Here is a 12,892-nt window from a genome sequence, read left to right as displayed (position 1 = left end):
GAATTGAGTATCAATCCATTCATCCATGCTTCAATACTCTCTATAAATTCTGGAGAGTAGACAAATGTGACTACTTCATAATTTAGGAAAAGACTGCGGTTATCAAAGTTTACCGATCCTACCATACCGCCAAGATCATCAAAGAGTATGGCTTTGGCATGGAGCATTTCTCCTTCATACAAGACCACATCGGCGCCTATTTCATCAAGTTCACGCATATAGGGACTTCTCCCCAGATCGGCAAGAAGATGGTCGGAATTTTTAGGCGTGATCAACTTAACATCAACCCCTTTGTGATATGCAATAACCAGTGCCTGTATCATATTTTCATCTGGTACAAAATAAGGAGTCACGATCCAAATACGTTCTTTTGCATTATAGATGGCATTTAGAAGTGCCTCATAAAGTGCATCACTTGGTATATCTGGACCAGAGGGCACCACTTGGACTCTGCTCTCCCCCTCACACGATTCTTCTCTCTTCAAATCGATCTTTTCCTCTTCTTTTGTCGCATAGACCCAGTCATTTTGGAAAATATGATAAAAGTGATAGACTGAAGGTCCATTCAAACAGTAAAGAAGATCTTCCCATCGCTTACTGCCATCTGACTCTCCCATATATTCATTACTGAGGTTCATACCACCACTGAGCAGTGTTGTTTGGTCAAAGAGGTAAATTTTACGATGATTTCTGAGATTGATATAGTTTTGAAACGGTCTTTTCAAAATAGGAGTAAAGAATGCCACTTCTCCTCCCGCCTCTCTCAATGCACTAAAACCTTTTTGGTTAAAGCTTGCACCTAAAGACCCGACAAGATCCATAAGTAATCGTACTTTAATCCCCTCTTTGGCTTTCTTGGTTAATGCATCTAAGATCGTTTTAGTCGTTTTATCAAATTGGAAAACATAAGTACAGATATCGATATTTTGTTTTGCATGATCAATCTCTTTGAGCATTCGTTCATAGGCCTCTGTATCATTTGTTATCAGTTCAAAAGTATTTCCTTTTGTTGCAGGTGGCATACCGTTTTTTTGTAAAAGATTTTGAAAAGCATGCTGTGGGTCATCTAATTCATAAGGAACATGTTCACACACATGATCAAATTTCACATACTCTTTTTTATATTTTGCTTCACGCTTTCGTGTACCTATAAGAAAATAGAGTGGGACAACAACATAGGGTAAAAAGAAAATAGACAACATCCATGAGATCATACTGGTAGGAGATCGTTTTTGATAAAGGATATGGCTTAGTGCAGAGAAGACAAGTATGCCAGCAAGTACAACTAAAAAATAAGTGCTAATAAACTGTAAAGGTGTGACGTCGATGGGAAACTCCTCTATTTAGTACTTTAATTGATTGATTATAACATAATGATAAACGATAAATTACACCCATCATAGGAAATGACTTACGTTATAATACTTTTATGATAAAGAATCTACAAAACAAAAATTTTACACTGGTTCTCTCAGGTGGTGGTGCTTTGGGTATCGCTCATTTGGGTGTGTTACATGATCTTGAAAAAGAACAATTAATACCTAGCGAAATAGTCGGTACAAGTATGGGAGGAATTATTGGTGCCTGTTTGGCTATAGGATTAACAGAAGAAAAAATCTATGAACATATCAAAAGTTTTGCCGGTATCTCTAACTGGATCAAGTTCTCTTTTTCTGGCAATGCTGTGGTAGACAATGAAAAAGTAGCTAAAATTTTTGATGGTATTTTTCATAATAAAAAGATGAATGATACCATCATTCCCCTCAAACTCATCGCAACAAACCTACTTAACGGTCACAAAAAAGTATTTGATGCCTCTGATGATGTTTACATCAAGGATGCTGTACTATGTACCATGGCGATACCGGGTATCTTTGAAGAACATATCATTGAAAATGAAACTTATGGTGATGGTTTTCTTTGTGAAAACCTCGGGGTCAATGAAGCTAGTTTTGATGACATTCTTGCAGTTGATGTACTGGGAGAGAATGCTTTTGAAAAAACCATGCCAAATAACTTTTTTAAAACTGCAAATGTCTTAGAGATGTTTGAGAAGTCTATTCGACTACTTATTTACAATCAAACCAAAACAAACTTGTCTAATTCTAACAAGCATATCTACCTCATACAGCCCTTCACAAAAGATTATAAGACCTATCAATTTCACAAACATGAAGAGATACGTTCTTTAGGTGTGGGGTTACTCTAGTTCACTTTTAAACATGTGAACTTGTATGAGGTACCCTTACTTTTGTTGTATTGTTCTCCTTTTTTTCTTCTTGTTTGGGTGCTTTCTTTACTTCTATAGGTACCTGTTTTTCCTTTTCTTTCACTACAGGGTGTTTAAGACTCTTTTTTTTCTGTAATGTTAAAACAAGCACACCATTTTTATATTCACTCTTTAAACTGCCTGGATCTGCATCTTGAGGCAATGTCTCACTGCGTTGTACCATACTTACATAATGCTGCTGCATTTTCATATTTGGCTTGTCTGTCTTTTTTACAGTATCTATCGTTGCTTTGAAATGTAAAATTCCATCCTTTATAGAAATATCAATCTGATTATTTTTGCCTTCAAGTATTTGGGTATTGTACTCATAATAAGTGCCTTTATCTTCCAATACACTTTGTCTTACCATACGGTTATTTGGGATTAAATTCTGTCTGGTCGGGTAATTCCATAGTTTTGTACGTTGCTCCATACGCTCTTGCATGCGCTCAAAAACTTTATCCATATCTTTTTGCATCTGATACATCTCTTTAAATATATCATCTCCAAACGGATCATCAAAGAAAGGATCGTTTGCCTGAAGTGAGCTCATTACTATAAAAGGCAAAACAAAATGTGATATTTTTTTACTGAACATGTTGTGCTCCTTATACTTAATATTTATGAAAAAATTATAAAAAATATAGGTTAATCGTTTTTTAACAATCCTCTTTATTATCGCTACACATACGCTATAATACTCTATATAAGAGATAAAATATTTTATAATATTAAGGACAAAGATGATAGAAAATGGGTTTATGTATGTAGCGGTACTAGCCATGACAGCAGCATCTATTGTCGCTTTAGAAAAAAGAACACAAGCAAAATTATTTGAGTATCTCCCCTCTATCGTTATCATCTATTTTGTTGTTATGCTTCTTTCTACTTTTGGACTGTGGCAAAAAAGCGAGTCAGTCACAGCATCCTACATATTGCTGAAATCTAATCTCCTCCCTGCTATGATATTCCTCATGTTACTCTCTGCAGATATGAGAGAAATATTTAAACTTGGCAAGAAAATGTTGCTGACTTTCTTGCTTGCTTCTGTAAGTATTGCCATAGGTTTCATAGGTACTTTTGCCCTTTTTCATACTTATTTTGAGCCAGATGCATGGAAACCCTTTGCAGCACTTTCAGGTTCATGGATGGGTGGAACAGCAAATATGGTCGCAATACAGGGTGCCTTGGACTTACCAGATTCTGCTATGGGATACACGCTACTCATTGACTCCATTGATTACGCCATCTGGGTTATGATACTCTTAGCTCTTGTACCTTTTGCCAAAAAATTCAACCTATGGAGTAAAGCTGACACTTCAGTCATAGATGAAGTAGGTGAAAGACTAGCACTCAAAGAAGATCATAAAAAACCCATTGGTTTTCCTTCCCTCTTCTTCTTACTCGGATCTGCTCTGATAGTATCAGCTTTAGCACAGAATGGTGCACTCTACCTTCCTACTACATCATTTTTAACCACTACCACATGGATAGTCATCATAGCAACACTCGCAGGAATACTCTTTGCTATGACACCCTTGGCAAAGTTATCGGGCGGTTCCCAACTTGCAAATATCATGCTCTATCTTATAGTAGCTCTCATTGCCTCACGGGCTAACTTTTCTGAACTGACAGAAGCACCTCTTTATATCGCAGCAGGCTTTGTCATCATTGCTATTCATGTATGTATCATGATTTTCTTTGCTAAACTCTTTAAACTGGACCTCTTCTCTTTAGGTGTAGCTTCATTAGCTAACATAGGTGGTGTTGCTTCTGCTCCTATCTTGGCATCAGCTTACTCAAAAGCACTCATTCCAATAGGTGTACTTATGGCTATGATGGGATACATCCTAGGGACATTTGGTGGACTTATGGTGGGTAAAGTCTTAGAGATGATAGGCGGATGAACAGAAGCTATAAACTACAAAGTATATTTGTTATAATAACTGCTATATAATGTACAATTAAATGATTTAAGGGGGTAGATATCAGATGCAAAAAGTAAAAGAAGAGTTCTTACTCTCAGTCATATTTGTTGCTAAATGGCTTACCTTGGCTTTGGGAGCCTTGGCTATCATATATTTTGCTATATCACTTGCTTATCTTAGATCATATTATGATCCTCTCATGAAAGAGTATGAACTTGAAATTGCTGAACTCAATAAGAAAAAGATAGATGGAAAAACTTCATTAAAGAGTATAAATATCACACTTAATGAAATACATGCAAAGATAGATATGCTTAAAAAAATCGATATACCTGCTGCAAAAGATGCCATTATTTTACATGAGAAGAAAATTGAATCCTTAGATGAAAGCATCATCGACAAGTATAATCCTTTCATTGAAAAGAGTGATGATGTAAAACAAATCTATATAGAGAGAGACAAAGCTGTCGAGTATAAAGAAAAGCTTGAAGAACAATTTGAAGATCTACATATGATGCAAGCCGTTAAAGCTGAAGCAAGATCTGAAATAATTGAACGAATCAAGCAAATTGATATATTTATCTCTGTAGAAGTACACGAGAAGGAAAGAGTAGGAACAGGTGCACTAGGTGTGTTACCATGGCTTCTGGGAATATTGGGTATTGTATAATGAAAATAACCAATATACGAATAAGTATTTTAAAAGCCCCGCTTAAAAACCCTTTCATCACCTCTTTACGCCGTGTAGATGCGCTTGAAGATCTTGTAGTTATCGTGGAGTGTGCTGATGGCTCCATAGGTTATGGAGAAGGTGCCCCTACTCCTGTCATTACAGGGGAAACAATGGGTTCTATGATCGCTGCTATCGAGCATATCAAGCCTTACATTATAGGCCTTGATATAGAAGACTTTGATATTATATTAAATAATATACATTCTACTATACTCAAAAATACCACAGCCAAATCTGCTCTCGAGATAGCACTCTATGACTTGAAAGCCAAGTCTGTCAAACAACCTCTCTACAAGATGCTTGGTGGTACACATAAAACCTTCAAAACTGACATTACCATCAGTATGGGTGAAATTGAAAAAATGATATCAGATAGTCTTGATGCTGTTAATCTTGGCTATGACACACTGAAGATAAAGATAGGAGACAATCCTCAAAAAGATATTGAACGCATCATCGCCATACATGATGCACTAGATGACAACATAACACTAAGACTCGATGCCAACCAAGGCTGGACAGCACAAGAGAGTGTAACACTCCTACATGCTTTGGAAAAACAAGATATCATAGCTGAGTTCATAGAACAACCAGTCGCTGCAGATGATATAGAAGGACTTCGTTACATTAAAGAGAGAGTCCAGACTCCCCTCCTAGCAGATGAATCAATCTTTTCCGTAAAAGATGCAAGAAGACTGCTTGAGATGCAGGCCATAGACTATGTCAATATAAAACTGGCCAAAACAGCCGGTATCACCCAAGCCTTACAGCTTGCCGATCTATCTGCTGAATTTGGTGTTAAATGTATGATTGGCTGTATGCTCGAAGGACCTATCTCTGTAGCTGCTGGCGTGCATGTAGCCTCTGCCAAAGCGGATATCATTACCATGCTTGACCTTGATGCTGTAAGTCTACTGGCTTCACATCCTGTAAATACCTCTATAGTTTTTAATGAGAGTGAGATCAGGCTTTCAGAAGATATAGGGTTAGGTGTATTTTATTAGATAAATGATATTATTAAATAATAACCAAAAGTTTACAATTAAACATGGAGAGAAGACATGAAGAAAATATCGGCAGTAATGTACATAATATTAGCATTAAGTATTGGCGGATGTGTTACTCCTGGTCATAAAACTACATCCCAAAAGCGCCAATCCATTCTCACCATGAAAAATGAAGTGCTTTCAGATCTCTACAGAGTAAAACCAGACGTTAGATCTCAAATTGCCAGAGCCCCTGGTTATGCTGTATTCAGTAATGTCAATATCAATATCATTCTTGCCAGTCTCGGTGGAGGATATGGTGTAGTCAAAAATAATTTAACGGGTAAACAGACATATATGAAAATGGGTGAAGTGGGTCTCGGTTTCGGCGCTGGTGTTAAAGACTTCCGTGTAGTGTTCGTATTCCATAATGCTAACACCATGAAACGTTTTGTAGATCATGGTTGGGCTTTTGGAGCTCAAGCTGATGCTGCAGCTAAAGCCAGTGACAAAGGGGCTGCGCTTGGTGGTGAGATCACTGTCGACAATATAACAATTTATCAGTTAACAGAATCTGGATTAGCGCTTCAAGCAACAGTTAAAGGCACAAAATACTGGAAAGACACTTCGTTAAATTAATATATTCAAGCCTAAAAACCACAGTAGCAATAAATACCTGCAAGGTATTTATTGCTGAACTCCGCTCTACTTAATGTAAATAAGTGATACTTACTAATACAACTATATAAACTAATTACCTCCATAATACTATTTTGCTATAATATCTGCATGAAAAAAATTACACTTATATTCTTACTATTAACTAGCTATATATTTTCTAATATCAATGCTGTGGTCAGTATCTTACCCGAACAAACATTCGTTAAAGCCATCGGTGGTGAGAAAGTAAATGTATCGCTTATGGTACAGCCTGGTAACTCACCACACACGTATGAACCAAAACCTTCTCAGATGATCGACATAGCAAAAGCAGATCTTTACTTTGCCATAGATGTGGAGTTTGAAGATGTTTGGCTACCTAAATTTCAAAGTCTGAATCCTAAAATGCAAGTCATCGATCTTGCAGACAACGTTACAAAAATGCAGATGCAAGAGAAGCATGAATGTGAGGCAGAGGATGAACATCATAGTGAACATGATGAACATAAACATGAAGGTGAAGACCCGCACATCTGGACCGCACCTTCAAATGTGAAGATCATTACTAAAAATATTTATAACGCCTTGAAAAAAATAGATCCGCTCAATGCAAGCTACTATAAAAGAAACCTTGATATATTTTTAGCTTCTATAGATGAAACAGACAGACAGATAATACATATCCTTTCTTCAATAGAAGATGAACGAAGATTTATGGTGTTTCACCCTTCTTGGGGTTACTTTGCCAAAGCCTATAATCTGGAGCAAATAGCTGTAGAGGTAGAAGGTAAAGAACCTAAGCCTAAAGAACTCATACATTTACTCACAGAAGCAAAAGAGGAAAAAGTCAAGGCCATCTTTACACAGCCGGAGTTTTCAGATACAGTAGCCAAGATCATTGCTAAAGAGTTAGATATACCTGTAGTGAAGGTAAGCCCCTTGGCTGCTGACTGGTCTGAGAATCTTATAAACATTGCCAAAGCGATAGCAGGTAAAAACTAGCATGTCTGTCATAGATATCAAAAATATTTCTTTTGCTTATGACAAGCAGATGATCTTAGAAAACATTAATCTAAGTGTTGAAGAGAAAGACTTCTTAGCCATCATTGGTCCCAATGGCGGGGGTAAGTCTACACTTCTCAAACTCATACTAGGTATAATCAAACCCCAAAAAGGTTCTATTTCGGTATTAGGTAAAGTACCTTCTAAGAGTCTTACTCACATAGGCTATGTTCCACAAAATACCAATGTCAACACTGACTTCCCTATAAAGGTCATTGAAGTCGTAATGATGGGGCATGTTGGAACTAAAAGACCACTATTTGGTTATGGTAAAGATGAAATATTTTGTGCGATGGGTGCCTTAGCACAAGTAGGTATGGAAGACTTTGCCCAAACCAAGATAGGTGCACTCTCAGGGGGACAACGCCAAAGGGTGATGATAGCACGTGCACTCTGTGCCCATCCAAAAATACTCATACTTGATGAACCCACATCAAGTATAGACATTACAGGACAAAAAGAGATCTATGAGCTGATCAAGCAACTCAATGAAAGCATTACTATCATTGTAGTCAGTCATGACATCTCTGTCATCTTAGAATATGCAAATAAAGCAGCGCATATAAACAAAACCCTTTCCTATCACGATATTTCAGATAAAAAACAAACCTTCCATACCCATGGGGATAAGGAACACTTCTGTGAGATCGAACTCTTACAGATGCTCGGTGCGGAGAGTTGTGATACATGTGAGCCAGAGACTGTACCAAAATGGAGGATCAAAAAATGATAGAGGCTCTCCAGTTTGAATTTATGCAGCATGCACTTTTAGCCGGTTTTCTTGTCAGTTTTGCTGCTGGAATCATCGGATCGCTTATTGTGGTAAATCGCATGGTCTTTTTAGCAGGAGGGATTGCACATACCTCTTATGGTGGTATAGGTCTCGCTGTATACCTTGGACTACCGATCTTTCTAGGTGCATCCTTCTTTGCAGTAGGTGCTGCCTTGCTTATAGCGGGTCTCACCATGAAAAAACGCCACCGCATGGATACTTTCATAGGTCTCATCTGGGCAGTTGGTATGGCGATCGGTGTGATTCTTGTTGACCTTACACCAGGATACAATGTTGATCTCATGAGTTACCTTTTTGGTTCCATCTTGGCAGTAAGCTCTGAAGACTTATATTTTATGGGGGCTTTACTGGCACTTATACTTGTTGTAGTAACATTCTGGTACAGAGACATCTTAGCTGTCTCTTATGACAGTGAATACGCTGGTCTACGTGATGTAAACGTCAAATTTTTCTACACACTCATACTCATACTCTCAGCGCTTACTGTAGTCATCGCTATTAAAGTTGTGGGACTCATCTTGGTCATAGCTATGCTTACCATTCCTGTCTACATTGCAGAAAAGCTTTCAAACTCTCTTTTTTCTATGATGTTCCTCTCAGGAGCCATCGCCACACTCTTTACACTAGTGGGTTTATGGTTCTCGTATACTTATGATCTAACTTCTGGGGCTTCTATTATTATCGTATCCGCTGTTTCTCTGGGTGTTTTTTTACTCATTCATAAAGGAAAATAATATGATGAAAATGATTGGTTTGTCTCTTTTGTTTATTCTGGGGGTAACTGCTTGTACACCTAGAATTGGTGTAGGTATAGGGGGTATAGTTTCTTCAGGTGATGGTATAGCTGCTTCTGAAGTACATGCAGACAGTGAAACTGGTGTCCATGGAAGCGTTACATTAGGTACAGATATCAGACTTTAAACTCTTTATTTTACTTACTTAGGCTTTTCGTCTAAGCAGTAAATACCCCACTAGCACCCACAAAATTACAGAACTCGCTATCGCAACCACTCCTGCCTCTTCCTCCATATCAATTAAAGATGCAGGATTAATATCTGAAGCTGAAAACAGATAATCCAATCCCAATCCAAACACTATACTTCCTACAACGATACTCCCCAAGTAAATAGCAAGAGAACGTGTTCCAAGCATTTTCTTAACAACACCTATGGTCACTGTATTAGTCGCTGGACCTGCAGAAAGAAAAACAAAGGCTGCACCAGCACTTACTCCTGAAAGCATTAACCCTGCAGCGATAGGCAAAGAAGCCGTAGCACACACATACATCGGTACTGCGATAGCTATAACGATAATATATGAAAACCACGAGTACTCTGTAAGAATCTCACTGATGCTCTGAGGGATAGCCACAGTGATCAATGCTCCTATCAATAACCCCCACACAAGAGGTTTGGCAATGTCACCTAAAAGTGTCACAAAAGCATATCGTAATGCACTTGTAAGCCAAAAGCTTTTTTTTTCTTCTGCAGCACAACATGAAGAGGCTGTACTGCAACAACTAGATTCTTCTTTCTTAGGAGTAGACATAACAGGAGAAAAGGTATTTGAAACTTTCACTGCTGAAAACCCAGTTTTGACAGCAACAACCTCTTCTTTATCAAAAAGGTTTGCCAAAATACCTGCTACCATTGCGATAACCATAGAACTAATCACACGATATATGGTAAATATCCATCCAAAAATCCCATAGGTAGCCAAAATAGAATCCACTCCTGTAATGGGTGTAGAGATAAGAAATGAAAGTGTTGCACCTTTACTGGCTCCACTTTTTTTGATACTTGTCGCCAAGGGGATGACTCCACACGAACACACAGGTAAAGGTACGCCAAAAAGTGTGGCTTTGATCACGGAAAATATATTGTCCTTTCCTAAATGCTTTGTCACCAAGGTATCGGGTACAAACTCATGTAATATCCCGGCAAAAATTAAACCAAAAAGTATGTAGGGAGCCATTGCATTACTGAGATCTATCAGTATAGTGAGAAAATGAGTTATGTATTCCATAGTTATCCTTGAAATTATTATACATATATAACGACATTCATATAAATTAAAACTGAAAAATACCCTACATCAATATATCTTGATACATAGCAGAAATTACGCTACACTTCACACATGGAAAATTTTATACAAACCGTTGGCGCACTCAACGATGAAACTAGACTAAGACTATTAAGATTTATAGACAAAAATGGTGCTGTTTGTGTCTGCGACATAGAAAGTGCCTTTGGCATGATACAGTCACGCATCTCACGCCACCTCAAGATCCTCAAAGACGCAGGTTTCTTAAGAGTAGAAAGAAAAGGCCGCTGGGCATACTACTCCATACGCTCACCTCTTGATGCATTTCGCCAAAATGTACTCACAGAGATAAGCTATTTGGAGATGGAGCTACCTACATTAGAAAAACGTTGTTCACTTTAGATGAAAAAAATATTAGTGATTGGCTACGTGTGGCCTGAACCAAATTCATCTGCTGCCGGCAGTCACATGATGTCTATCTTACGCCTCTACAAACAACAAAACTGGCAAGTCGAATTTGCAACACCTTCTCAACCTACAGAGCATATGATCGATCTAGCCTCTGAGGGTATATCAAGTAAAAACATTACACTCAATTGCGACAGTTTTGATACGTATATTACAGAATACCAACCAGACATAGTGATGTTTGACCGTTTCATGATGGAAGAGCAATTTGGATGGAGAGTCGAAAAGAATTGCCCCAATGCACTTAAAATACTGGACACTGAAGATCTACAATGTTTACGTCATGCACGTCATCAATCCCATAAAGCTGATCGCGAGCTTACAAAGGAAGATCTATTTAGTGAGTTAGCAAAACGTGAAATAGCTGCCATTTTACGATCTGATATCTCTTTGATCATCTCAAGCTATGAGATGGAGTTATTGGTCAATACCTTTAAGGTAGATGATTCTTTACTACACCATTTACCATTTATGGTTGATTTGGAAAAGTGCCCAAACAAGACACTCCCTTTTTCTGATCGAAAACATTTTATGACAATCGGTAATTTTCGACATGCTCCAAATTGGGATGCGGTTTTATATCTGCAAAAGATCTGGCCGTTGATCAGAAAGAGAATCCCTGAAGTACAGTTACATATTTATGGCTCTTACCCACCGCCAAAAGCCACTGCCCTACATAACCCCAAAACAGGTTTTTTCATCAAAGGATGGGCTGATAATGCCTTGACTGTGATGGAAAAATCCCGTATTTGTCTAGCTCCCCTACGATTTGGTGCCGGTATTAAAGGTAAATTATTGGATGCTATGACCATGCAGACACCAAGTATTACAACATCTATAGGTAGTGAAGGCATGCACGATCAAGAACCTTGGCCTGGTGTAATTACAGATGACATCACTGAATTTGTAGAAGCGGCTGTGACACTCTATAACGATGAAGAAGCGTGGCTTGCTGCACAAAAAAATGCTCTGCCTCTACTCGATGCACTATATGACAGTCGTCAACTTGGCCCTAAGCTCATAAGTAAAATAATTCAAACAGAAAAAAACTTAGTCCAGCATCGCCTAAACAACTTTATCGGTGCTATGCTTAAACATCATTCTATGACAAGCACTAAATACATGTCACAATGGATCGCAGCAAAAAATGCTCGTGACAGTAATAGTGAGTGATCAAATCATGAGATGATTATATATCAAGATATATTGATATATAATCATCTTTATGCTACAATCCATTTATCAATAAAATAGGGAAACCGATATGAATAAAAAAGTTCTCATACTCTGTACAGGAAACAGCTGCCGAAGTATCATAGCTGAAGCACTCATAAACGCTGAAATTAAAGGCATTGATGCAGATAGTTCAGGTGTCAAAGCGTCAGGAAGAGTAAATCCTAATGCTAAAAAAGTGTTAGAACAAGCAGGCATCTGGAGAGACGAATATCACTCTAAGACACTTGATACTGTAATAGATAACGATTATGATCTAGTTGTCACTGTATGTGGTCATGCACAAGAGACCTGCCCTATGTTTCCAAAACCTGTGAAGACCATACATGTAGGATTTGAAGATCCCGATGGGAAAGCATTTGAAGCTTTTGAAGAGACATTCAAAGAGATAAAAGAGATTTTACTACCTAAAGTAAAAGAAGCATTAGCATAAACAAGGAGAATGATATGGAAAAAAATGTAAGTAAAACAAACCAAGGTATTAAAATAAATTTCACTGGTGCAGTAGAAAAACAAAATATCTTAAAAATGGTAGAGAACTGTGCAACAGGACAATGTGAATGTATGAGTGATGACACAAAAAAGAAGATCACCAACATGCAAGTCAGTGGGAAAGATGGTGATGTCGCACTTGATCTTTCAGGTGATGTCAGTAAAGAAGAGATCGAAGCAGCCCTTGCTAAATCAAAAGTACTGAACGACCCATGCTGTTAG

General features: G+C 37.9%; 16 protein-coding genes. 13 read left to right on the top strand and 3 right to left on the bottom strand.

All coding sequences use genetic code 11. The annotated features are described in order from the left end of the window. The coding region (locus ABZC96_RS04115) for a phosphatidylserine/phosphatidylglycerophosphate/cardiolipin synthase family protein (RefSeq protein WP_373029286.1) at window positions 1-1,202 on the bottom strand (1,202 nt) is incomplete at its 3' end. Window positions 1,203-1,429: 227 nt separating this feature from the next. On the opposite strand from ABZC96_RS04115, the gene ABZC96_RS04110 reads away from it, so the two are divergent. Next, on the top strand, window positions 1,430-2,209 hold the full coding sequence (locus tag ABZC96_RS04110) for a patatin-like phospholipase family protein (RefSeq protein WP_373029284.1): 780 nt from the start codon (window positions 1,430-1,432) through the stop codon (window positions 2,207-2,209). A 7-nt stretch (window positions 2,210-2,216) separates the two neighbouring features. Here the strand turns inward: ABZC96_RS04110 and ABZC96_RS04105 are convergent, their stop codons facing one another. After that, window positions 2,217-2,867 (bottom strand): Hsp20/alpha crystallin family protein, encoded by a 651-nt coding sequence (locus tag ABZC96_RS04105; RefSeq protein WP_373029283.1) that lies wholly within the window; start codon window positions 2,865-2,867, stop codon window positions 2,217-2,219. A 145-nt stretch (window positions 2,868-3,012) separates the two neighbouring features. On the opposite strand from ABZC96_RS04105, the gene ABZC96_RS04100 reads away from it, so the two are divergent. From ABZC96_RS04100 to ABZC96_RS04065, 8 genes are all read left to right on the top strand, one after another. Further along, entirely contained in the window at window positions 3,013-4,176 is a 1,164-nt protein-coding gene (locus ABZC96_RS04100) for a DUF819 domain-containing protein (protein WP_373029281.1), read from the top strand. Window positions 4,177-4,261: 85 nt separating this feature from the next. Then, a complete protein-coding gene (locus ABZC96_RS04095; RefSeq protein WP_373029280.1) occupies window positions 4,262-4,867 on the top strand; it encodes a hypothetical protein in 606 nt (201 codons plus the stop codon). Next, window positions 4,867-5,934, top strand: coding sequence for a dipeptide epimerase (locus tag ABZC96_RS04090; protein ID WP_373029279.1), 1,068 nt, complete (start codon window positions 4,867-4,869; stop codon window positions 5,932-5,934). The genes ABZC96_RS04095 and ABZC96_RS04090 overlap by 1 nt, the downstream gene beginning before the upstream one ends. Window positions 5,935-6,012: 78 nt before the next feature. Continuing rightward, window positions 6,013-6,555, top strand: a complete 543-nt coding sequence (locus ABZC96_RS04085) for a YSC84-related protein (RefSeq protein WP_373029278.1) — start codon at window positions 6,013-6,015, stop codon at window positions 6,553-6,555. A 150-nt stretch (window positions 6,556-6,705) separates the two neighbouring features. Further along, window positions 6,706-7,578: a metal ABC transporter solute-binding protein, Zn/Mn family gene (locus ABZC96_RS04080; RefSeq protein ID WP_373029276.1), complete on the top strand. Its 873-nt coding sequence runs from the start codon at window positions 6,706-6,708 to the stop codon at window positions 7,576-7,578. A gap of 1 nt (window position 7,579) precedes the next feature. Beyond that, window positions 7,580-8,368, top strand: a complete 789-nt coding sequence (locus ABZC96_RS04075; RefSeq protein WP_373029274.1) for a metal ABC transporter ATP-binding protein — start codon at window positions 7,580-7,582, stop codon at window positions 8,366-8,368. Then, on the top strand, window positions 8,365-9,165 hold the full coding sequence (locus tag ABZC96_RS04070; protein ID WP_373029272.1) for a metal ABC transporter permease: 801 nt from the start codon (window positions 8,365-8,367) through the stop codon (window positions 9,163-9,165). The genes ABZC96_RS04075 and ABZC96_RS04070 overlap by 4 nt, the downstream gene beginning before the upstream one ends. Before the next feature lies 1 nt (window position 9,166). Beyond that, window positions 9,167-9,352, top strand: coding sequence for a hypothetical protein (locus ABZC96_RS04065; RefSeq protein WP_373029271.1), 186 nt, complete (start codon window positions 9,167-9,169; stop codon window positions 9,350-9,352). A gap of 18 nt (window positions 9,353-9,370) precedes the next feature. Here the strand turns inward: ABZC96_RS04065 and ABZC96_RS04060 are convergent, their stop codons facing one another. Continuing rightward, a complete protein-coding gene (locus ABZC96_RS04060; RefSeq protein WP_373029269.1) occupies window positions 9,371-10,456 on the bottom strand; it encodes an SO_0444 family Cu/Zn efflux transporter in 1,086 nt (361 codons plus the stop codon). Between the two features lie 114 nt (window positions 10,457-10,570). On the opposite strand from ABZC96_RS04060, the gene ABZC96_RS04055 reads away from it, so the two are divergent. The 4 genes from ABZC96_RS04055 (at window position 10,571) to ABZC96_RS04040 (ending at window position 12,892) form a co-directional block, all read left to right on the top strand. Continuing rightward, on the top strand, window positions 10,571-10,879 hold the full coding sequence (locus tag ABZC96_RS04055; RefSeq protein WP_373029268.1) for an ArsR/SmtB family transcription factor: 309 nt from the start codon (window positions 10,571-10,573) through the stop codon (window positions 10,877-10,879). Further along, window positions 10,880-12,118, top strand: a complete 1,239-nt coding sequence (locus ABZC96_RS04050) for a glycosyltransferase (protein ID WP_373029267.1) — start codon at window positions 10,880-10,882, stop codon at window positions 12,116-12,118. 91 nt (window positions 12,119-12,209) lie between these two features. Beyond that, on the top strand, window positions 12,210-12,611 hold the full coding sequence (locus ABZC96_RS04045; protein ID WP_373029266.1) for an arsenate reductase ArsC: 402 nt from the start codon (window positions 12,210-12,212) through the stop codon (window positions 12,609-12,611). 14 nt (window positions 12,612-12,625) lie between these two features. Beyond that, a complete protein-coding gene (locus ABZC96_RS04040) occupies window positions 12,626-12,892 on the top strand; it encodes a hypothetical protein (protein WP_373029264.1) in 267 nt (88 codons plus the stop codon).

Source organism: Sulfurovum sp. (assembly GCF_041551015.1).
GTDB lineage: Bacteria > Campylobacterota > Campylobacteria > Campylobacterales > Sulfurovaceae > Sulfurovum.
The sequence above is the reverse complement of the archived record's forward strand: the minus strand, read 5'-3'. Positions and strand labels throughout refer to the sequence as shown.